This window comes from Acinetobacter sp. NEB 394, assembly GCF_013374795.1.
GTDB classification, from domain to species: domain Bacteria; phylum Pseudomonadota; class Gammaproteobacteria; order Pseudomonadales; family Moraxellaceae; genus Acinetobacter; species Acinetobacter johnsonii.
Genome location: NZ_CP055277.1, coordinates 1291741 through 1314071, shown reverse-complemented (window position 1 = coordinate 1314071; position 22331 = coordinate 1291741). Strand labels below are relative to the sequence as shown.

The 22331-nt window shown below is 40.1% G+C and carries 22 protein-coding genes and 2 pseudogenes; 13 read left to right on the top strand and 11 right to left on the bottom strand.

Going from position 1 to position 22331, the window contains the following annotated elements:
* The first annotated feature begins 337 nt into the window (after window positions 1-337).
* From metH to HUK62_RS19000, 3 genes are all read left to right on the top strand, one after another.
* Complete coding sequence (gene metH, locus HUK62_RS06210) at window positions 338-4024, top strand: methionine synthase (RefSeq protein WP_176537380.1); 3687 nt, start codon at window positions 338-340, stop codon at window positions 4022-4024.
* A gap of 323 nt (window positions 4025-4347) precedes the next feature.
* Window positions 4348-4695: an IS5 family transposase gene (locus HUK62_RS19005; RefSeq protein WP_228723744.1), complete on the top strand. Its 348-nt coding sequence runs from the start codon at window positions 4348-4350 to the stop codon at window positions 4693-4695.
* Window positions 4692-5045: a transposase gene (locus HUK62_RS19000; RefSeq protein ID WP_228723761.1), complete on the top strand. Its 354-nt coding sequence runs from the start codon at window positions 4692-4694 to the stop codon at window positions 5043-5045. The genes HUK62_RS19005 and HUK62_RS19000 overlap by 4 nt, the downstream gene beginning before the upstream one ends.
* On the opposite strand, the gene HUK62_RS06200 is transcribed toward HUK62_RS19000, so the two are convergent.
* Window positions 5038-5739 (bottom strand): IS1 family transposase, encoded by a 702-nt coding sequence (locus HUK62_RS06200; protein WP_004693132.1) that lies wholly within the window; start codon window positions 5737-5739, stop codon window positions 5038-5040. The two genes, HUK62_RS19000 and HUK62_RS06200, sit on opposite strands and share 8 nt — an antisense overlap.
* Before the next feature lie 178 nt (window positions 5740-5917).
* Between HUK62_RS06200 and HUK62_RS18885 the strand changes: the two genes are divergently transcribed.
* Together HUK62_RS18885 and HUK62_RS06190 are read left to right on the top strand one after the other, a co-directional pair.
* A complete protein-coding gene (locus HUK62_RS18885; protein ID WP_218015314.1) occupies window positions 5918-6877 on the top strand; it encodes a retron St85 family effector protein in 960 nt (319 codons plus the stop codon).
* A complete protein-coding gene (locus HUK62_RS06190; protein ID WP_176537378.1) occupies window positions 6874-7821 on the top strand; it encodes a retron St85 family RNA-directed DNA polymerase in 948 nt (315 codons plus the stop codon). Before HUK62_RS18885 ends, HUK62_RS06190 begins: the two co-directional genes overlap by 4 nt.
* A 306-nt stretch (window positions 7822-8127) precedes the next feature.
* Here the strand turns inward: HUK62_RS06190 and HUK62_RS06185 are convergent.
* Window positions 8128-8295 (bottom strand): annotated as a pseudogene (locus HUK62_RS06185) (DUF559 domain-containing protein); the annotation flags it as partial.
* A gap of 80 nt (window positions 8296-8375) precedes the next feature.
* Between HUK62_RS06185 and HUK62_RS18995 the strand changes: the two are divergent.
* A pseudogene (locus tag HUK62_RS18995) lies at window positions 8376-8575 on the top strand (amino acid transport protein).
* A 5-nt stretch (window positions 8576-8580) separates the two neighbouring features.
* Here the strand turns inward: HUK62_RS18995 and HUK62_RS06180 are convergent.
* Both HUK62_RS06180 and HUK62_RS06175 read right to left on the bottom strand, forming a co-directional pair.
* Window positions 8581-9039, bottom strand: coding sequence for a hypothetical protein (locus HUK62_RS06180; protein ID WP_176537377.1), 459 nt, complete (start codon window positions 9037-9039; stop codon window positions 8581-8583).
* Between the two features lie 136 nt (window positions 9040-9175).
* Window positions 9176-10396 (bottom strand): MFS transporter, encoded by a 1221-nt coding sequence (locus HUK62_RS06175; RefSeq protein ID WP_176537376.1) that lies wholly within the window; start codon window positions 10394-10396, stop codon window positions 9176-9178.
* A gap of 104 nt (window positions 10397-10500) precedes the next feature.
* On the opposite strand from HUK62_RS06175, the gene HUK62_RS06170 reads away from it, so the two are divergent.
* Entirely contained in the window at window positions 10501-11283 is a 783-nt protein-coding gene (locus tag HUK62_RS06170) for a helix-turn-helix transcriptional regulator (protein WP_176537375.1), read from the top strand.
* Window positions 11284-11297: 14 nt separating this feature from the next.
* On the opposite strand, the gene def is transcribed toward HUK62_RS06170, so the two are convergent.
* Entirely contained in the window at window positions 11298-11783 is a 486-nt protein-coding gene (gene def / locus HUK62_RS06165) for a peptide deformylase (protein WP_176537374.1), read from the bottom strand.
* 213 nt (window positions 11784-11996) lie between these two features.
* Between def and HUK62_RS06160 the strand changes: the two genes are divergently transcribed.
* Window positions 11997-13274: an MFS transporter gene (locus HUK62_RS06160; protein ID WP_176537373.1), complete on the top strand. Its 1278-nt coding sequence runs from the start codon at window positions 11997-11999 to the stop codon at window positions 13272-13274.
* Between the two features lie 70 nt (window positions 13275-13344).
* Here the strand turns inward: HUK62_RS06160 and HUK62_RS06155 are convergent, their stop codons facing one another.
* The 3 genes from HUK62_RS06155 to pnuC form a co-directional block, all read right to left on the bottom strand.
* Window positions 13345-13854 carry a DUF2505 family protein gene (locus HUK62_RS06155; RefSeq protein WP_104222162.1) on the bottom strand — a complete coding sequence of 170 codons (510 nt, stop codon included), beginning with the start codon at window positions 13852-13854 and terminating at the stop codon, window positions 13345-13347.
* 135 nt (window positions 13855-13989) lie between these two features.
* Window positions 13990-14259, bottom strand: coding sequence for a hypothetical protein (locus tag HUK62_RS06150; protein ID WP_176537372.1), 270 nt, complete (start codon window positions 14257-14259; stop codon window positions 13990-13992).
* Between the two features lie 8 nt (window positions 14260-14267).
* Entirely contained in the window at window positions 14268-14843 is a 576-nt protein-coding gene (gene pnuC, locus HUK62_RS06145) for a nicotinamide riboside transporter PnuC (protein ID WP_005399896.1), read from the bottom strand.
* 197 nt (window positions 14844-15040) lie between these two features.
* Here pnuC and HUK62_RS06140 point away from each other — a divergent pair, with 197 nt between their 5' ends.
* Genes HUK62_RS06140 through HUK62_RS06130 form a run of 3 tightly spaced genes read left to right on the top strand, consistent with a single transcriptional unit; the run spans window position 15041 to window position 17391 of the window.
* Window positions 15041-15838 (top strand): crotonase/enoyl-CoA hydratase family protein, encoded by a 798-nt coding sequence (locus HUK62_RS06140; protein ID WP_176537371.1) that lies wholly within the window; start codon window positions 15041-15043, stop codon window positions 15836-15838.
* Between the two features lie 53 nt (window positions 15839-15891).
* Entirely contained in the window at window positions 15892-16800 is a 909-nt protein-coding gene (locus HUK62_RS06135) for an alpha/beta fold hydrolase (protein ID WP_176537370.1), read from the top strand.
* A 6-nt stretch (window positions 16801-16806) separates the two neighbouring features.
* Window positions 16807-17391 carry a TetR/AcrR family transcriptional regulator gene (locus HUK62_RS06130; protein WP_176537369.1) on the top strand — a complete coding sequence of 195 codons (585 nt, stop codon included), beginning with the start codon at window positions 16807-16809 and terminating at the stop codon, window positions 17389-17391.
* 9 nt (window positions 17392-17400) lie between these two features.
* On the opposite strand, the gene HUK62_RS06125 is transcribed toward HUK62_RS06130, so the two are convergent.
* On the bottom strand, window positions 17401-17877 hold the full coding sequence (locus HUK62_RS06125; RefSeq protein WP_058869184.1) for a hypothetical protein: 477 nt from the start codon (window positions 17875-17877) through the stop codon (window positions 17401-17403).
* Window positions 17878-18213: 336 nt separating this feature from the next.
* On the opposite strand from HUK62_RS06125, the gene HUK62_RS06120 reads away from it, so the two are divergent.
* Entirely contained in the window at window positions 18214-18660 is a 447-nt protein-coding gene (locus HUK62_RS06120; protein WP_176537368.1) for a GNAT family N-acetyltransferase, read from the top strand.
* A gap of 33 nt (window positions 18661-18693) precedes the next feature.
* Here the strand turns inward: HUK62_RS06120 and HUK62_RS06115 are convergent, their stop codons facing one another.
* The gene (locus tag HUK62_RS06115; RefSeq protein WP_228723743.1) at window positions 18694-20502 is read right to left on the bottom strand and encodes a diguanylate cyclase; all 1809 of its coding nucleotides are present in this window, start codon (window positions 20500-20502) and stop codon (window positions 18694-18696) included.
* An 18-nt stretch (window positions 20503-20520) separates the two neighbouring features.
* Here HUK62_RS06115 and HUK62_RS06105 point away from each other — a divergent pair.
* Window positions 20521-21653 (top strand): IS3 family transposase gene (locus HUK62_RS06105; RefSeq protein WP_227554019.1). Its coding sequence is split into 2 segments (ribosomal slippage): window positions 20521-20773 and window positions 20773-21653, totalling 1134 coding nucleotides; the frame shifts between segments, so codons are not numbered across the junction.
* A gap of 331 nt (window positions 21654-21984) precedes the next feature.
* Here the strand turns inward: HUK62_RS06105 and HUK62_RS06100 are convergent.
* Window positions 21985-22323 carry an FKBP-type peptidyl-prolyl cis-trans isomerase gene (locus HUK62_RS06100; protein ID WP_004981094.1) on the bottom strand — a complete coding sequence of 113 codons (339 nt, stop codon included), beginning with the start codon at window positions 22321-22323 and terminating at the stop codon, window positions 21985-21987.
* Between the last annotated feature and the right edge of the window lie 8 nt (window positions 22324-22331).

Here is a 22331-nt window from a genome sequence, read left to right as displayed (position 1 = left end):
TTTCATAATTGGCTTATTTTAGATCAGCAGTAAATCACCTATAGGCCTTGAACGCACTGTGCTGGCTCAAAATTTAATTTTTCGGTGCTACTTACGCTGAATTATTTTCTTACATTTGGCTGTGCTGTCTGTAACAATCTGCTCTAATCAATATTTTTTCATCTCTATTTATTCTGATCTATTAACATAGCGGTTCTATATTTCACTTTCGTGAAAACTAAAGCTAAATCAGCCTTTTTTATTTGCCATATAGCCAATACCACTTGAATTAGGCATCAATCGACCTGCTTTTCTGCTAAAATATTACACGTTTTGAAAACCTGTTTGTGAGTTTTGAATGTCTACACTTGCCACCTTAAAAGCACTTCTTGCCGAGCGCATCCTTATTATCGATGGTGCGATGGGTACCATGATTCAGCGTCACAAGCTCGAAGAAGAAGATTATCGTGGTGAACGCTTTGTAGATTGGGCTTCTGACCTCAAAGGTAACAATGACCTTTTGGTACTGACTCAGCCGCAAATTATTCAAAGCATTCATGAAGCTTACCTTGATGCAGGTGCAGACATTATTGAAACCAACAGCTTTAATGGCACACGCGTTTCAATGTCGGACTATCACATGGAAGATCTCGTTCCCGAGATCAACCGTGAAGCAGCACGCTTAGCTAAAGCGGCCTGTGAAAAATATTCAACCCCAGATAAACCTCGCTTTGTTGCAGGCGTACTTGGCCCAACCTCACGTACTTGTTCAATTTCACCCAATGTAAATGACCCAGCGTTCCGTAACATTACCTTTGATGAACTGAAAGAAAACTATATTGAAGCAACGCACGCCTTAATCGAGGGCGGTGCAGACATCCTCTTGATTGAAACCGTTTTTGATACATTAAACTGTAAAGCTGCAATTTTTGCGGTGAAAGAAGTCTTTAAGCAAATTGGTCATGAATTACCACTCATGATTTCAGGGACCATTACCGATGCTTCAGGTCGTACCTTAACAGGTCAAACTGCTGAAGCGTTCTGGAACTCGGTGCGTCATGGTGACTTACTCTCAATTGGTTTTAACTGCGCCCTAGGTGCAGATGCCATGCGTCCACACGTGAAAACCATTGCTGATGTAGCCGATACTTTTGTTTCAGCGCATCCAAATGCAGGCTTGCCAAATGCTTTTGGTGAATATGACGAAACCCCAGAGCAAACCGCAGCCTTCATTAAAGAATTTGCAGAAAGTGGTTTGATCAATATTACAGGTGGTTGCTGTGGCACAACGCCTGATCATATCCGTGCCATTTACACTGCGGTTAAAGATATAAAACCACGTCAGATTCCAGAAACCAGACCTGCCTGCCGTTTAAGTGGTTTAGAACCATTTAATATTTATGATGATTCATTATTCGTTAATGTCGGTGAACGTACCAACGTTACAGGTTCAAAAAAGTTCCTACGTCTTATCCGTGAAGAAAAATTTGCTGAAGCCCTAGAGGTTGCACAGCAACAAGTCGTTGCAGGCGCACAAATTATTGATATCAACATGGATGAAGGGATGCTCGATTCGCAAAATGCGATGGTGCATTTCCTTAACCTTGTCGCTTCTGAACCTGATATTTCTCGTGTGCCGATCATGATTGACTCATCAAAATGGGAAATCATTGAAGCTGGTTTGAAATGCGTACAAGGTAAGCCAGTCGTCAACTCGATTTCCTTAAAAGAAGGTTATGACGAGTTTGTCGAAAAAGCACGTTTATGCCGTCAGTACGGTGCAGCGATTATTGTCATGGCCTTCGATGAAACTGGTCAGGCAGATACCGCAGAACGCAAGCGTGAAATCTGTAAGCGTTCTTATGATGTTTTAGTCAATGATGTTGGCTTCCCCGCTGAAGATATTATTTTTGACCCGAACGTGTTTGCAGTGGCAACAGGGATTGAAGAACACAACAACTATGGCGTCGATTTTATTGAAGCCACAGGTTGGATCAAACAGAACCTACCGCATGCCATGATCTCGGGTGGTGTCTCTAACGTCTCCTTCTCCTTCCGTGGTAATGAACCTGTACGTGAAGCGATTCACTCGGTATTCCTTTACTATGCCATTAAGCAAGGCATGACCATGGGTATCGTGAACGCGGGTCAAATGGCCATTTATGACGATATTCCAAAAGAACTGAAAGATGCGGTTGAAGATGTTGTACTGAACCAAAACCAAGGTGAATCAGGTCAAAATGCTACAGAAAAATTACTCGAAGTTGCTGAAAAATTCCGTGGTCATAGCGGTGCGCAACGTGAAGCAGAAAACCTTGAATGGCGCAATGAGTCTGTAGAAAAACGTCTTGAATATGCCTTAGTTAAAGGCATCACGACGTATATTGATGAAGATACTGAAGAAGCTCGCCTGAAAGCCAAACGTCCTTTAGATGTGATTGAAGGCGCTTTGATGGATGGTATGAACGTGGTCGGTGACCTATTCGGTTCAGGCAAAATGTTCCTGCCGCAAGTGGTTAAATCTGCGCGTGTCATGAAACAAGCTGTGGCTTGGTTGAACCCGTACATTGAAGCTAAAAAAGGCAATGCACAATCCAAAGGTCGTGTGTTAATGGCAACGGTAAAAGGCGATGTACATGATATTGGTAAGAATATCGTGGGCGTGGTCTTGGGTTGTAATGGTTACGACATTGTTGACCTTGGTGTGATGGTGCCTGCCGAGAAGATCCTACAAACCGCGATTGATGAGAAATGTGACATCATTGGTTTATCGGGTTTGATTACCCCATCTTTGGATGAAATGGTGTTTGTTGCGAAAGAAATGCAACGTAAAGGCTTCAACATTCCATTGTTGATTGGTGGTGCGACCACCTCTAAAGCGCATACCGCAGTCAAAATTGATCCGCAATATTCAAATGATGCTGTGATCTATGTGGCTGATGCTTCTCGTGCAGTGGGTGTGGCAACCACCCTACTCTCGAAAGAAATGCGCGGTAATTTTATTGCTGAGCATCGTGCTGAATATGCCAAGATTCGTGAACGTTTAGCGAATAAACAGCCGAAAGCAGCGAAGCTCAGCTATGCGGATTCGGTTGAAAATGGCTTTAAGATTGATGAAAACTATATGCCTCCAAAGCCAAATGCTTTGGGTACGCAAGTCATCACCAACTACCCATTGGCGACACTGGTTGAATATTTTGACTGGACACCATTCTTTATTTCTTGGAGCTTGGCGGGTAAATTCCCGAAAATCTTAGAAGATGAAGTGGTGGGTGAAGCCGCGACCGATTTGTACAATCAAGCGCAAGCGATGTTGAAGGACATTATCGACAATGATCGTTTCGACGCGCGTGCTGTGTTTGGTCTATACCCTGCACAACGTACAGGTGCAGATACGGTCAGTGTGTTTGATGAAGCAGGTCAAACGGTAACGCATACTTTTGAGCATTTACGTCAGCAGTCTGACAAAGTAACAGGCAAACCAAACTTGTCTTTGGCGGATTACATTAAGCCAACAACGACTCAGCAAGATTATTTGGGTGGCTTTACTGTATCGATCTTTGGTGCGGAAGAGTTGGCAAATGAATATAAAGCCAAAGGTGATGACTACTCTGCGATCTTGGTTCAGTCATTGGCAGACCGTTTTGCTGAAGCTTTTGCCGAGCACTTACACGAGCGTATTCGTAAAGAGTTCTGGGGCTATAAAGCCGATGAGACTTTGGGCAATGAAGAATTGATCAAAGAGAAGTATGTCGGTATTCGTCCTGCTCCTGGTTACCCTGCTTGCCCAGAGCATTCTGAAAAAGCAGTATTGTTTGACTGGTTAGGTTCGGAAGCGAAGATTGGTACGAAGTTGACTGAACACTTTGCAATGATGCCGCCTTCTTCTGTAAGTGGTTTCTATTACTCACACCCTGAAAGTGAATACTTTAATGTGGGCAAGATTTCTCAGGATCAACTTGAGGATTATGCAAAGCGTAAGGGTTGGTCACTGGATGTAGCGAAGCGTTGGTTAGCACCGAATTTGGATGATTCGATTGTTTAAATAATCAAATTATGTAATACTTATTCTAGATTCTCTTTAGTTTTTTTATAAATTCGACTATCTTTCTTTGATAGAAAATTTTATAAAAGTTTAGCGTTTCGCTAAACTAACGTTATTGTGAGAAATTTAGGATACCATTAGATGAATTTCTTCGTACCTAAAGTTACTTAGAAATTAATCTAACGCTATCCTGAGTAAAGAGATTCAAAAGGTGAGCTAACCCTCACCTTTTTTATTAGAAATTAAATTTATGTCTTTTGAATACTTTATACTAGGGCTTGTTGAGAATTAACAAATGCTACTGATTAATTTACAATAGTACTATGGATAGATACATACTTACTGATGCCCAATGGGCAAAAATGGAACCTTTTTGCCTAGGTAAAGTGACCGATCGAGGTCGTAGTGGAAAAGATAATCGATTATTTTTAGAAGCAGTCCTATGGATTGCCCGTACAGGCAGTCCATGGCGTGATCTACCTCCTCATTTTGGTAAATGGAATACCGTCTTTAAAAGATACCGTGATTGGGTGAAAGCTGGTGTATTTGAAAATATTTTTGCATCTGTAAATGAAGATGTTGATTTGGAATACGCCTTGATTGATGGAACGATTGTTAAAGTTCATCGACATGGGCAAGGTGCAAAAGGGGGACTTTCAAACAGTCTATAGGTAAATCTCGAGGTGGAATGACCTGTAAAATTCTTGCCTTAGTGGATAGTCTAGGCAACCTTATTAAATTTCGATTAATGCCTGGTCAATATCACGATTTAGTAGAAACCAAACCTTTAATTGAAGATGTTGATTTTCAAGCATTACTGGCTGATAAAGCATTTGATGCAGATTGGCTCATCCAAGAACTCAATGAACGTAAAGTGAAAGTGGTGATCCCACCTAAATCTAATCGAAAAGTAATGAGAGCATTTGATACGATTATGTATAAATGGCGTCATCTCATTGAAAACTATTTCTGTAAGTTAAAAGAATGGTGGTGTTTTAAAAAGTATGCTGACATTAAATGAAGCCATTATTGATGTAAAAGAAGGTTAAGTCGAAGGCTTTAAAATGGTTTTCAAGCTTTTTGGAGAAATTACAACTTCTTCTAAAACCACGCCTTATTCGATGCCTTATTTTGCAATTATTACCTTCAATTCCTACAGTAAAAAACTTACCAATACTTTGCTTGCAGTTTTTAAAAGCAGTGATGAAACTGTCCCAATGATCACTTGCAATTCGGGTGTAGTGAATACCTAATTGTTTAAGCTTTGTCTTCAACCTTTGGACTGTAGCTAAATCTCTCTTACCCCAAACATAAGCAACAATCTCACCTGTTTCTCGATGGTAAGCGTAAATAAGCCATTGTTTATTATTTTTATTTCCAACAAAAGTCCAGAATTCATCTACTTCGAGAGATTCATAATGACTTTGTTTAGGCTGAATTTGATAGGCCGATTCAGTTAAAGTCCGTAAGACTTTACCGATACTAATGCGCTCAACTTCAGCGATATCTCGTATACCGCTGCCTCTGACCATTAACTGTAATATTTTACGAGTAATGCCAGAATTACATCCTAGATAGCTCAGAGCATGGTCACCAATAAACTGACGTTTGCAGTCTTTGCATTGGTAGTTCTGTTTCCCATCTACTTTGATGCCATTTTTCTTTATATTGTCACTGAGGCAGGTTGGACATTTGATTTCTAGAGTTATTTGCATTTCTCTATTTTATCAAAATTCAACCTGCTTTTTTTTAGCATACTTTTTGATACACCACCAAAAGAATTTAAACGTATAGCGATGCGTAGTTGTAAAACAGATACGAGTTTTGAAGCCATGATTCAATTGTGCGCGAGTTTAATTAACTCTCGGTAATTCTCAACAGACCCTAGAACATATTGATAATTGGGGTACTAATAGATTCAAAGTTAGTATTGATAAGCCTATTATTTTCGTTTGTGGTGGGCAACTGGAATATATAGATCAATATAAAAATCAATCCGATGCTTTTCCTCAAAAGTTTCAAAGCTTACGAAAATTCTTTTGTGATAATATTTTCTATGTTCAACATGCTAAAAAAAATGTTATATGTGAGAATATACATTTAGCTGAAGATTTTTATAATTATATTCAGGTAGGAAGATATACCAACTTATTAGATTTTGAGCACGATATTGCACAGATTTCATCACATGTTTTAATATTTCTTGAAAGTGAGGGTGCCTTAGTCGAGCTAGGAATGTTTATCGGTAATGAGCATCTTAATAATAAGCTTGTAGTCGTAGTTCCAAATGAACATCGTCAAAGTGAATCATTTATCAATTTTGGACCTCTCGAATATTTAAAATCTATAAATGATGATTCTGTTTTAACCTTTGACTGGTGTAACAATAATAAAAACTACACTCAAGATATGGTTCAATCAATTACAGAAGAATTGATCGAAAAATTACCAAAAACAAAAAGTATAGCTTTTAATTCAAACAATAGTTCCCATCATATATTTCTCATATACGAATTAATTAAAATTTTCTATCCTATTACAGTTAAAGAATTAATTGACAGCCAAAAAATTATTTTGGATACAAATAGTTTCTCAAAAAGAATATGTGAAAATTATACTTATTTATTAAAGAGCTTAGGCTATATTGAGTCATATGACTACTCATCTAAGACATACTTCTACCCAGTGAATCCTGACCTAATTAAGGTATATCTCAAACGCAAAAATACTGAATGCCCTCCTTTCGATATAATAAAGTTAGGTTTAAGTAAAATTTCTTACTTAGAAAATGATAGAAAACGCAAACAGGCTTTTGAAAAAATTCAACAGATATTAAATGGTGATCCTAAATGATTGAGTTAAACCTACTTAAATCTTTAAACACCGATTTCCCATTAGGTGAAGATAATATTTTATCCTTTGCTCGTACTGCACCTCATAGATATAAAACTTATGAAATTTTAAAAAGAGATGGGGTTAGTAAGCGAAAAATAGCTCAACCATCCAAGGAAGTAAAATTACTACAACGTTCAGCATTGAAAGTACTAGAACCTATTTTACCAGTCCACCCATTAGCTTTTGCTTACACAAAAGCACGTAGTATTAAACATAATGCTCTAATACATAAAGAATCTAAATTTATTCTAAAATTAGATTTAACAAATTTTTTTAATTCTATTACTCCAAAACTACTATTAGAAAAATTTCATACAGCAAATATTTCACTTACCCATAATGATCAAGATTTAATTAGCCATTTATTCTTTTGGAAAGAAAAAAGAAATGAAAGTCCCAAATTAAGTGTAGGGGCACCATCTTCTCCCCTATTATCTAATTTTATTATGTATAACTTCGATACTAAAATTATTGAGGTTTGCAAAAAAAATGGATGTTTATATTCACGCTATGCAGATGATATAACTATATCTTCAACGGAAAATTTTTATCAATTAAACTTACCTTTCATTATTGCAAAAATATTAAGAGAAGAATTTGGTGAAAGTATTACCCTGAATAACACTAAAACTAAATATATTAGCAGTGCTTATCGTCGTCAAGTGACAGGAGTTATTCTAACCAACGATCAAGATATATCTATTGGTCATAGAAAAAAGCGTCTACTTTCATCAAAAATACACCATTTCAAAATTCAAAGGCTTTTAGATCCAAATGAAATTCAAAAATTAAAAGGAGAACTAGCGTTTGCTTTCTATATTAAACCAGAGCTTAGAAAAAAATTTGAAATTAAATATGGACAAAATACGATCACAAAAATTCTTAAATACAAACGCTTATAAGGAAAATCAAATTTAGCTTGGCTTGGTTCAATTGAGTTCCTACAGTCTTCAAGTCTTACTTTAAGAAAGCAAGAAGCGATGCAAATTTTAGACTGTCATTAAATTATTGAAAAGTTCCACCTTTGAAAAAGGGGGATTTTTTCAAACAAAGCTAATAAATCACTTCCACAACACTATCAATCTGCCAAACACTTGCATATTATCAAATATCTAAGCACCCACACCCCAAATTGATCCACAGACTAATCACTTCCTTCAACTGTAAGGTATAGACTGCGATCACACACTCAAGGACGAGGTTCGCAGCGGACAATAAAAATCTACGATGAAGTTAAGAATTGGCTTTTGCCGATAAAACTGTAATCCTAAAATTTGCTTACGGCATAATCTTTGCCATAGCCATTGTTCTGCATCGGTCATATTGTTGCGTAAATCACGAGATGGCTGTTTTAAGTTCTTATTGTAGGGTTGCATTACGATGCTCTTTTTTAAATATTCTTTTAAGAATCTTGGCATAATATCTAGCAGAAAATGACAATGCACGAAACATCATCATGAATTCAACCCAACTTTTCCTCGGTGTAATCTTTAGTTCAATTGGTTTAGGCTATTTTCTCTATAGCAAAAAACAAAAAATGACCGTGCCTTTGTAGGTCTAGTTTTAATGATTTTCCCTTACTTTATTGAAAGTAACGCATTACTAGGCAGTATCGGCTTGCTTTTGTCTATTGTTCTCTATTTTTTACGTTTTTAAAGTGATCAAGCCGTTTTAATCAATTCAAATTTAATCTCTACCACATTCCAGTGATGCATCATCTCCCGTAGCACGATAAAGTAAATCAAACTAGAAAGACCGTCATCAGCCACCTTAGACACATAGTATTCCCTGCGCTCAACAAATGTATTGAAAGCACTTTCAAGTTGCACACGGTCAAGTTGCTGCTGATCTGGAAAAAATAATGCTAAAACCTTTTGGAATATTACATCTGAAGTCATGGCGGTCTTAGGTTGGGCATACTTCATTTGAACGGATTCTAACAACTCTTCAATCACATAAATCATCGACTCAATCGCAAGCTCATCCAGCAACCCATGACGCATACTGTTTGACTGTATAAAGCTTAAGCCTTGGTCCAGCTGTATATGCTGTCCATCCATTTCAAATGAAAGCTGGTCTATGCCCAAGGAAAATTTGAGTACACCATCAAGATCAGTCATCGCTTCAATCCTCTAAAATCAAAACACACAACCCTAGTGCATTTATACATAACAATAATCATCAGGCCAAAATGCAATCGCGCCATCTTCGTTTGATAAGATAGCGCGATTGAAACTGAAGGTCAGCAGTATTCAGTTAGTTTGCTTGCGTCTTCGGTAAAAAGAAGGTCGCCAAACCGAGTAAAGGCAATAACGAACACACGCCAAATACCCATTGAATGCCTTTGACGTCGGCCAAATATCCTAAACCTGCTGCGGCAATACCACTTACACCGAACATTAAACCAAACATCAAACCTGCAATCATGCCAACTCGTCCCGGGACGGCTTCTTGAGCATAGACCACCATAGCGGCAAAGGCAGAGGAAAGTACTAAACCTGAGATAATCGAAAGTACTGTCGTCCAAAATAGATTGGCATGTGGCATCATCAACGCAAACGGCGCCATGCCGACAAAAGACACCCAAATCACTGCTTTACGCCCAATTCGGTCTCCAATCGGCCCACCTGCAAATGTACCCAGAGCCACCGCTGCCAAAAAGGCAAACAAATTCAACTGCGCACTTTGCAAACTGAGCTGAAACTTGTGCATTAAATAAAAAGTAAAATAGTTACTGATACTGGCGATGTAGGTAAATTTGGCAAACATCAAAACGCAAATGGTCGACAGCGCGATGACGAGTTGACGCCCATGCAGTTTGCTTTGCACTTGATGCGCTTTCGCAGCCAATTGTTTTTTACTGTGGCTGATGCTCCAACGGCTGACACCGAATAGCACCCAAATCGCAAGTAATGCAAACACAATCAACCATGCCAAGGCGTGCTGTCCGAAAGGCACAATAATCAGCGCGGCCAATAAAGGCCCAATGGCTGTACCTGTATTGCCACCGACCTGAAAGGTCGATTGTGCTGTACCAAAGCGCCCACCTGAAGCCATTCGCGCCACACGAGAGGCTTCAGGGTGAAAGGTTGAAGATCCCACACCAATCAACGCCGAAGCCATGAGCAGTACAATAAAATTTGGTGAAAATGCCAACAGTAAAATGCCGCTAAAAGTCACCACCATGCCGAGTGGCAGCAGATAAGGTTTCGGATGTTTGTCGGTATACAGTCCAATCCAAGGTTGCAGTAGCGATGCCGTAATTTGATAGACCAATGAAATCAGTCCGACTTGCGCAAAGCTGAGCGAGAAATTGGTTTTCAGCATCGGGTAAATAGCTGGCAAAACGGCTTGAATCAAGTCATTGAGCAGATGTGCAACCGCCACCGCTCCCACCACTTTTATGATCATGCCTTGCGGTTGCTCATTGATCGTAGCTTCGCCCATACCCTCTTTCATTTGAATTGAAGACGACATCCCTCGCAAACTCCATGTATTTTTCATCAGGCATTGATTGTAAAATGTCATTCACAAGACTATCTTCCAATAATCATTGTATAACTGACAATTTTAAACCACACATGCCAAATTCTCTGATTCAAACCGAAATGTCCGAATTGGTGATTGGACTGTCTTCTGAGCATACCTACCGAGAGATTACCCCTGCGCATACCCATTCGCGGGCGCAGTTTCTGTATGCTTCGACAGGGATGATTCAAGTGTTCACCCCGAATCATGTCTGGATCGTGCCGCCGATGTGTGCACTATGGATCCCGACCCATGTTGAGCACAGTGTGATTTCATTAAGTCGAGTTAAACTCAATACCGCATTGGTTCAGGCCGATGCAGCTGCACTGCTGGGGCAACATTGTTTTATTATTCGGGTCAGTAAGTTATTGCATGAACTGCTCATTCGGCTCAATGCGATTGAACACATTCCACCCTCCGAACTGATCAGCTCTGATGAACTGTCTCGATCTTTACAGATTTTAATTTTTGATGAAATTCATAAAGCCAATCTGTTGCCCATTCAAATTCCGTGGCCACAAGACAAACGCTTAATGAATATTTGCCAAGCACTATTAAGTACGCCCGATCAGTTAAAAGATTTAAGCACATGGGCAGATGAAATTGGCACCAGTTCCAGAACCTTGATGCGCATGTTTCAAAAGGAAACGGGGCTGTCTTATCGCGCATGGGTTCAGCAAATGCATATTGCCCATGCCTTAAGTAAAATTGCCAGTGGTGAATCTGTCGCGCAGATTGCAAGATCTCTTGGTTATAGCAATCCGAGTGCATTTAGTAGCATGTTTAAACGTCATTTGGGACAGACCCCGCAACAGTTTAAATATAAAGATGAATAGAACGATACTCGCGACTAAGCACTCAGGCGATCGACAAATAAAATACCATTGAGATGGTCGATTTCATGCTGCACTATGCGCGCAGGAAAACCTTCAAAAGTGCTTTCCATTACTTCACCAGTCAAAGTGTGATACAGCACCTTAATACTTTGCGCACGCTGTACCTGACCGCGTTCATTCGGCACACTTAAACAGCCTTCTTCACCTAAGGTTGTTGCCTGAGAAAACGCTAAAATTTCAGGATTGACCATCACCACGGCGTCCATTTCTGGTGCATCGGGATAGCGTAAATTTGGCCGTGAAGCCACAATAATGACCCGCTTTGAAATATAGACTTGTGGTGCAGCAATGCCTATACCACTCCGCTCCAACATGGTCGCAATCATGGCAGAGGCCAACTGCATGAGCCAGTCGCTATTAAATTCTGCATCTGCGACGCGAGCGGCTTTGAGTCTTAAAATATCTTCACCACGTTGTGCAACAGGTAAAATGACACTCATACACAAATCCTCATTTTTATACCTATTTATTCTTTTTATATCATAAGCTTTTTATCTCACCTGCGTTATATGTTTACGTTGACCATCAAATCAACGATGTTGATTCATGTATAATTTTTAGTTCACTCCCAGTAAAGAAAGATTGATTATTCATTCAAAAAAGACTTCTTTAAAATCAAATATAAACCTTTATTCAGCTTTGGAAATATACGCATGGATGCAACACCACGTTTGACCAGAGAAGACAAACGTACCCTTGGGCTGTCATCACTCGGTGGTGCACTTGAGTTCTATGACTTTGTTATTTATGTTTTTTACGCCAAAATTATTTCTGAGCTGTTCTTTCCCGCAGGGCTCAGCCCATTTTGGGCTATGCTGAATACTTACGGTATTTTTGCCGCAGGTTACTTCTTCCGTCCACTTGGCGGTGTAGTCATGGCGCACTTTGGCGACCTCATCGGGCGCAAGCGTCTATTTAGCTTATCTATTTTGCTCATGGCTTTACCTACCCTCATGATCGGGGTCATGCCGACCTTTGAAACGATTGGTTATGCCGCACCTTTACTCTTACTCCTTATGCGGGTGGTACAAGGCATTGCAATTGGTGGAGAAATTCCAGCGGCATGGACCTTTGTTTCTGAACATGTCCCATCTGAAAAAATTGGTTTTGCCAATGGCTTACTTACGGCTGGTTTGTCACTCGGCATCTTGCTCGGTGCTTTAATGTCACTGTTCATTTCTCTTCAGTTTAGTGAAACATATGTACATGATTGGGCATGGCGCATTCCCTTTATTGTGGGCGGTATTTTTGGCTTAGTGGCCTTGTATTTACGTAGTTATTTGAAAGAGACCCCAGTATTCAAAGCCATGCAAGCACGTAAAGAGCTTTCTAAAGAAATGCCGGTCAAACAAGTCTTAGCCCGTCATAAAACCGCCGTGGTGATTGGTATGCTCTTGACTTGGTTCTTAACTGCTTGTGTGGTGGTCCTGATTTTAGCCATGCCAAACTTACTGACGGGTGCCTTTGGATTTGAACGTAGCGATGCTTTTCAAATGCAAAGTGCTGCGATCATCATGCAAATGCTGGGATGCATACTCGCTGGGACATTGGCAGATCACTTTGGTGCAGCCAAGGTCTTGGTTTTTGGCTCGCTCGGTGTCGCCGCTATCGCAACCATTTTCTATCACAGTTTAGGTGCGGTCAGTCCAACTACGGTGTTTGCACTGTATATGCTTTTGGGATTCTTTTCAGGCACGGTTGGGCTTGTGTCCTATAGCATGGTCAAGATGTTCCCTGCTTCGATCCGCTTTTCGGGCATTTCGTTTTCCTACAATGTCGCCTATGCTATTGCAGGAGGCATCACACTGCCTCTGGTTCAATGGCTCAGTCTCTATAGCAACATTGGCGCGATGTATTATATTTGGCTGGTCTGTTTGGTTTGCTTCTTCACAGCTTTGGTTTATCGAACTCGGTTCGAGACGAAGCACTAAAATGACAAAACCCTTCAATCGAAGGGTTTCTTTTTATGCAAGCTACTTTGAAAACATGAGGTCAAAGCCTTTAGCTTAAAGTTTCTGCATGCAGATTTTGGCGCAGTTCATCTTCCACAATATCAAGCTCGATTTGGCTAAACTTACGAATTTCGCCTTCAGCATGTTTTTCTAACATACCGCCAATTAATGGCACTTTCACTTTTACCGTCCATTCCAGTTGAAAGTGAATCTGCTTATCATTACCCGATACACTACGTTGGCACACAGCTTCTAAAGGTAAGTTAGGGTCTAAACGGACTTCCGAGCTGAGCACAACTAAATTGCTGACGTCGGTACGTTGTAAACGAAATGCATCTTTTAGAAATTTCTTCGCAATATCAGGAATATTGACATCCAAATTATACGCGCGCTTAAGGGTATAAATATCACCAACTTTATTCGACTCCAAAATTTCCAACTTCTCACCGGGAATACGGCGACAAACATTTTCATGTAAGCTGATATTGGCTGCGAGTCGACGGAAGTCATCCAAAGAAACACCTTTGATGGTGGCATTGACTACAAACTGATGTGCCATAACATTAAATCCTTTATTTTTTTGTTTTTGTAAACATCCATGCCCTGATCAGGACTGAAAAACTGGATCTCGTCATCCTGTAGAAGGGTCAAATATAGACGATGCTCCAGCACAGACTATACCGTGATCTAGATTTCAATGTGTGCCATTCTGTATGACAATATCATCTGCAATATAAATAAAAACCACGCGCTCAAAACAGGCCAAGCGAATATCAAAATGCTCGGCCCCATCATCCAGTCCTGTGACCGCCCAACTTGCACTACTGGGTAAGTCATCCAGCCAAGTGGCCTGATAAAAATCCGCAACCGAAGCAAAGTCCAAATATTGCTGTGGACTTCCCTTTAACCGTTCGACGACCGACTCAAATTGAGCCAATTGTATTTGTTTAAAGTCAATCAACACTGCCTAGCCTAAACACTTTTCAGCTGTTGTTTATGGCGTACCTGTGTCCATTGCCACCATCCAAAAGCCGCCAAGCCAACAAAGCCTGCATATAAAGCCGCGGTTAGGAACAAATCTTTATAGATAAACATACCGACATAAACAATATCGACAAATACCCACAGCACCCATGTCGCAATATGTTTACGACTGGTCCAATAAGTCGCCAACAGGCTAAACGCTGCGAGCTGGGCATCCAATAGCGGTACAGCAGCATCGGTCAAATACTTTAAGCTCAGACCAAATACTGCACCAGCCGCAGCGGCAAGCAGCATTTGCAAAATCACTTGCCGAGCTGTAATCGGTTCAATTCGAATCTCATGATCTTGTTGTTTACCTTTGAGCCAGTGATAAAAACCGTAAAAGTTCACCACCACAAAGAAAAACTGCAAAATGGTTTCGCCATATAGCTTATAGGTATAAAACAAATAGGCATATAACAAGAAAGCAGCGAAGTTAAACCACCAACACCACATATTGCGCTTAATGGTCAACGTCACCCCAATTAAGCTAATGATGACTGCAAATATTTCAAGGCTAGACATGGTTCAACTGGTATTCAAAGAAGTGCTGCTATTATGAAAAAAAACTCAATAAAGGCAAGACAATTCCGCTCAATCTAAACGTCGTTTTTTTCGGTGAATCGGATCAAACTGTCGAGTCACAGAATGAATACGCATAAGTTTTGACAGTTTTCTAACAATCGTTTAAAAACTTATAAAACGATGCAGGAATAATCAAAATGTCAGAACAACAAGGTCGTGTCAGTCGCGAAGTTCGCGGTTCGTTATTTTTAATTGGTTTAGATCGCGTAGCCAAGCGCAATGCTTTCGATAGTCATATGATTCATGACTTATCACTGGCCCTTACCGAATATGAGGATGATCCTTCACTGCGCTGTGCTGTAATTTTTGCGCACGGAGAACATTTTACTGCTGGGCTTGATTTGGTTGAGTTGCAACCCAAACTCACTGCAGGCGTTTTCGACTTTCCCACGACACAAATTAACCCTTGGGGCACCAGCTCCAGACCTCGTACCAAACCCGTGGTTGTGGCAGTCAAAGGCTTTTGCTTTACCGCGGGAATTGAACTGATGCTCAATGCCGATGTGGTTATTGCCGATGCCAATACACAATTTGCCCAAATGGAAGTACAGCGCGGTATTTTACCCTTTGGCGGTGCAACGGTTCGCTTTGTACAAGCGGCGGGTTGGAACAAAGCTATGCGCTATCTACTCACAGGTGACAGCTTCAATGCACAAGTAGCTCTCGACCTCAATTTAATTACCGAGGTCGTAGAAGCATCCACGCCAAATGCTGCATTAGAGCGAGCATTGAGCCTTGCAGAATCAATTGCACAAGCTGCACCACTTGCCGTTCAAGCCACGCTGGCTTCTGCACAACAAGCAGTACAACACGGCGCAGACTATGCCTTTGCACATTTACAAGAGCACCTCAGCCCACTACTCAAAACCCAAGATGTCCAAGAAGGTGTCATGGCGATGCTACAACGCCGCCCTGCTCAGTTTAAAGGACAGTAAAGCCCAAAAGTCTGGAACCGACTTTAGTATTTAACAAAAAAGAAGAAACGATAATGCAAGCCACAGCCCATTTAGATTCGCCCCAAATTGAGAAACAAACTGTAAAATTTTCAGCAACCGATGGTTATGTACTCGTTGGCACACGTTATTCCTCATCTGAGCCGATCAAAGCCAACATCATTGTTGCCAGTGCAACAGGTGTACCACAGCAGTTCTATCGCCGCTTTGCCGAGTATGCAGTAGCTCTAGGTTATCAAGTCCTAACTTTTGATTATCGTGGTGTGGGACTTTCTGCACCGAAGCAACTCAAAGGTTTCGGCATGTCCTATTTGGACTGGGGCCAGCTAGACTTGTCGGCTGCCATTGACTCTATCCTCAAAGATGGCAAACCTATTTTTGTGGTTGGACACTCTTATGGAGGCCAAGCACTCGGTTTAACCCACAACCATGGCCAAGTCACTGCGATGTATTGCTTTGGCACGGGTGCGGGCTGGCATGGCTATATGCCGTTTCGGGAGAAAATGAAAGTACATGTCATGTGGAATCTTATTTTCCCACCGATGGTTGCACTAAAGGGCTATCTGCCTTGGAGCCTATTGAAAATGGGTACCGATTTACCTGTCGATGTCTACACACAGTGGCGAAAATGGTGTAAAAATCCGACCTACTTTTTTGCAGATCCCGAGCAACAACACTTACTGGAACAATATGCACAGGTCAAAACTCCAATCTATGCTGTTTCAGCACTGGATGATGACTGGGCTTTACCCAACTCAAGGCACGCATTTATGCAGCATTATCGGAATGCGAACATGCATTATCGCAATATTGAAGCCAGTGACTATGGCTTGAAAGAAATTGGACACATGGGATATTTCCGCCAAGGGGCCGAAGCCATCTGGGAAGATATGCTGAACACTTTCGATGGCTATTTATCCTCACCAACCACTACGGAACGTTAAAGCTCTATGCGCCCACAAAAACTGAGTAAAGAACAAATCCAGTTGCATTGCATGCAAACCTTTAAAACCCATGGTTATGCAGGCACCAGTATGGATTTACTAGCAAAGTCTTGTGGGCTCAGTAAAGCAGCATTTTATTATTATTATCCCAATAAAGAAGCTTTGGTTTTAGATATTTTGCAAGTCAGCCAGCAATACTTAAACCATAAATTGTTCAGCATTTTGTGTGATACGCACTTAGCGTATTGCGTTCGCTTTGAACACTTGCACCAGCAATCTGTCAGCTTTTTTAGTGTTGGTGTTCAAGGCTGCTTAGTCGGGATGCTGTCATTGGAAATCCCACATTTATCCGAACAAATTGATCTCAAAATTCAATCGATTTTCCAAGATTGGGAATTGGCGTTGTTGCACTACTTTCAGCAAGTCATGCCTATTGCTCAAGCTGAGGCACTGGCTAAAATCAGTGTTGCCGATTATGAGGGGGCAATCTTAATGACACGCTTAAAACAGGATGACTTCTATCTAACTCATGTTGCAGAACGAATTCTTAAACAGTTATCCATGGCTGTGATGGAAGCTGCGGAGGCTTAAGCGAGGAGATCAATCACGAGTACGATGGCTTTTTTTATGCTCGCGTCCACTGCGGTCAATATGCGTATAAAACATGCCATAACGACTTACATAATATTCAAGCGACTGATCATAGAAGCTCCAAAAAATAGACCATTCATTTAAATCCATTTTGCGGATTTGCGTCTGGGTTTTCGCAGGCATTTTGACCAATAAGGTACTTTGCATCAGCGTTGCATCTTCTTCAGCAGTGAGCAATATCGCTTGATCTAGAAATAGAGTCGCCACGTCATCGAACAGCTCTTGTTCATAAGCATCAACTTCAATAACACGCTCAACCTGAGGTGCTCTATTGGTATGCGTTGTCATTTGAGAAGATGCTGCTTCCGATTCAACCACTTTTTTTTGTCGATTCAAAAAACGTTGCTTTTTTTGAATTTTGATTACAATAATAGATGTCGCAACCAAAGCAATGACTATGCAAATCATTAATAAAAATGTCGCCATGCTCTGCTCTCGTAAAAAATATTCCCTTTTAAAATACAGCATTACCGCTCAAATAAACACCAAATTAATTAAACAGAGTACGTATGAACTCAAATGCTCAATTCGATGACTTGTAATTGGGTGTTGATTCTCAGACCAATTCAAGTGATTCAACACATATTCTCACAAACGTGAAAGGCATCACGATATGTGATTTTCCACTCACAAAATCACTATAAAAAGTAATTAACTTAGTGCGATTGAACAACAAAGTTACATCCGTACTAACAGTAATTCAATTTAATAAATACAGTCACTAGCATGAAATAGCTGCTTCTATAGCTCTAAGAACAAAAGATGATACGGGCAGCCCAAATTCAGGACATTTCTGAAATTTTAGATGTCGTGCACGACAGTATTCGATCATGTATCAAAGACCACCATCGCCATGAAAGTACGATTCAAATTTGGCTAGAAAATAAAACCCAATCCAACCTGATTATGTGGATGCACTATAACGACAGCTGGGTCTATGTACTCAATCAGCACGTAGTGGGTTTTATTATGGTCAGTGACCAAGGGCGTATTTTACTCAATTATATTTCATCCGCTGAACAACAGCGCGGCATTGGAAAAGCTTTATTAGAAACTGTTATTGAACATCTTAAACGTAAAAAAATTCACCAAATTAGTTTAGAAAGCACCCAAACAGCATGCTCTTTTTATCAAAAACATGGCTTTCAAATCCATGCCCAAGACATCCCAAATCCCAAAATGGTGCCTATGATTAAACTCTTATGCTAAGGGTGATTGAGCGAGGCATGGCTCAACTAAACATCACTCATTTTCATCTGATTCATTGGGCATTTTCATCTGATCACGCCCCGCTTCTTTGGCTTGATACAGTTTTAAATCGGCCGCCTTCATAAGGTCGTGAATATTGGCATAACTCGTTTCATGATCCATCCACGACACTCCCATACTCAAAGTCACATAATCTTTGCCATCTAGGCGGTTATGATGCTCAAAGCGCGCACTACGCACCGCATCTAAAACGGTTTGCATAATCTGACTAATAATTACAATCGGGACATTATATAAAATAATGGCAAATTCTTCCCCACCATAGCGTGCTAAGTAGGCATTATGTGGCAGTACCGCACCAATCACTTTCACTAAATTTTGCAGAACTTCGTCGCCCTTTAAGTGCCCATAGTAATCATTATAATTTTTGAAATAATCGACATCCATCATGGCAAAAGCCAAAGTTGCATGACTATCTTGTTGTGTTTCAACGAAGCGCTGCTGAATCTCTTGATTCAATGCACGCCGATTATAAGCGCCTGTTAAGGCATCAATTTGAATTTGATATTCGAGTTTTTCATTTAAGTCATGTAACTGTGAAGTGCGCTGTTGCACTTTTTGGTCTAGAGAATCATTCAATTCAATTAAATTATTATTTAAACGTTCGGTATGGTAAGTCTGATAAGCGTAGTTACGTGATTGTTGGAACATCACCAAAAGTGCATACAGACTGGTAGAGATAAAAGAGAGATGAATCGAATCAATTACATGTAGCGTCAACAAAAAGTCATGAATGAACGATATACACAGCAATACCACGGCGTATAAATTGAGTTTTGAATATTTTTGCTTGGTCTTTAAAGTAATGTAAAAACCATAGGCAAAATTAAGCAAAATAATAATACTGAAGAATGCGCTATAAAAAGCCAGCTGCTCAAAAACAACTTGCTCGGATAACAAGGTAATGACGATATTCAAGGTCAAAACCAACATGGAGACGGTATAAATCCAATGCTGTAAATAGTGCTGATTGAGCAAATACATATAGCTCAAAAAGAACATAACCGCCAAATAGATAAATAAATATTCTAAGCGGATTCCCCACAACCAGTTGATATCTAAGAAGGTCGTGTAGGCATAAGGCGCGGTAAAAAGATTGTGTAAGGCAAGAAATAAAATAAAAATACCAAAGACAAAAATACCTCTACTATTTCGCTCATCCGAACCACGGAAAATAGAAAACATAGTGGTGAACAAACCCACACCAAATACCGCGCCACAGATCATGGCGATACTCATCATCAGTTGCTGATAATGTCGATTAATCGTTTTAGCAATGCCAATATGCATGGGGCTTTCAAGTCCACCACCTAACTTATTAAAGTTTGAGGCTTGTATGCTCAGGGTGAAATAAGGACGATCGGGAACAAAATAAGCAATCCGCGGTGCATTTTCTGTTTGTTGTGCTTCTGCATTATCGGCAACATCTCCCAAACGGACTAAAAAGTCTCCATTGAGATAAACCCGATAAGCTCCAGATTGGTTGGGAATGTGAATGGCTAATCTTCGGCCAATGAATTCCTCTGGAATTTTAAAATGTGCAATAAAGGTGCCGTAACCAATATTACTGCCAGTAAGTTCCTTAAACGAAATTGGCAACTCCGTTGCTTTTGAAACTAATTTGGGATTGGGCCGAGTAATCAGTTCATGGTCATAATACAACCACGTCCCTTTTAAATAACCAGTGGTTTTTTCACCAAACTGAAGATCATAGAGGTGGATCAGGAAATTTGAACAACACTTATAAGTGATATTTTGCTCCCCAAATGATGTTATAAACATCAATATATGGAGTATTTTATGACACGTAGACCAAGAAGAAATCATTCAAATGACTTTAAAGCTAAGGTAGCACTTGCTGCGATTAAAGCAGAAAAAACACTTGCTGAATTGAGTGCTGAATTTGATGTTCATCAAAACCAAATTATTGACTGGAAAAATCAACTGATTTCAGCTTCCTCGCAAGCTTTCGATCAATCAAAAGCTCCAACAGAACCACCCATCGATCTAAAAAAACTACATGCAAAAATCGGTGAGCAGGCATTAGAAATTGATTTTTTAGAAGGTGTGTTGAAGAAACTGGGCCGCTTCAACCACAAAAGTTAATCGATGACTCACTTCAGATTTCAGTATCTAAGCAAGCTAAGCTGCTGAAAGTCTCCCGTGGTTGTTATTACTATCGCCCAAAACCTGTGAGTGAATCAGATCTGAAGCTGATGCGCTGTATGGATGAGTTACATATGCAATACCCTTTTGCAGGTAGCCGTATGATGCGTGATTTATTGAATCGTCAAGGACATCATATAGGACGACGTCATACACGTACTTTAATGAAGAAAATGGGCATTAATGCGTTATATCGTAAACCAAATCTAAGTCAGGCCAATCAAGCTCACCGTAAATATCCATATCTGCTCAAAGGATTGGCTATTCAGCGCAGTAATCAAGTGTGGTGTACGGATATAACGTATATCCCTATGGCAAAAGGCTTTGTTTATTTATGTGCTGTGATTGATTGGCATAGCCGCAAGGTACTTGCGCATAGGGTATCGATTAGTATGGAGGTGGATTTTTGTATTTCGGCTTTAAATGAAGCAATTGAAAAATATGGATCACCTGAAATATTTAATACAGACCAAGGCAGTCAGTTCACCAGTGATGCATTTATTGATGTATTGAAATCAAATGGCATTCAAATCAGTATGGATGGTAAAGGTCGATGGATTGATAATGTGATGGTTGAACGATTATGGCGGAGCGTTAAATATGAAGAGGTGTATCTCAAAGCTTATAGCAGTGTCACAGATGCGAAAAAGCAATTGAGTGCATATTTTGAGTTTTATAATTTGAAACGACCTCATTCGAGTCTGGACAAAATGACTCCAGATGAGTTTTACTATGACCAGCTACCACAACAAAATAAGGTAGCTTAACTAGAGCAGAATATCACTTATAAATAAGCTTTTAGTTGTTCAAACAAGTGGGACCACCTCTCATTGACATTTTTTTGATGCAAATAATACTCTGCGGGTTCGGCTTCATATTGCGCCCACGTCGAAGGTATTAGACTTAAAATTAGCAAACAGCTGATAATAAACCAGATAAACGGCTGTTTACTCAATGAGCTATACAAAAGCGACTCTTCCCTTAAATACGCTCTGCCTAATAATCAATCTACAAATGTTTTTCTTAAAAACCAAGTGTTTTTACAAATGAATCAAATACATCCTTGTAATTGACTCTTTTATTTATCAATATTTTTGATTAATCACGTGTTTTTACATCATACAACTCAATTTCAAAAATCAAATTTGAATTGGCAGGAATAATATTACCCATTTTACGCTCACCATAAGCCAAATGTGATGGCACGATGAGTTTACGTTTACCACCCACTTTCATGCCCATAATCCCTTGGTCCCAACCTTTAATGACACGGCCTGTCCCAATCACAGTTTCAAAGTAGTTCCCGCGGTCTAAAGATGAGTCAAATTTGGTTCCATCTTCTAACCAGCCCGTATAATGCGTGGTGATTAAAGCACCTTTAACCGCTTCTTTACCTTCACCGACAACCAAATCAATAATTTCTAATTCTGCGCTCATGTTTTCGC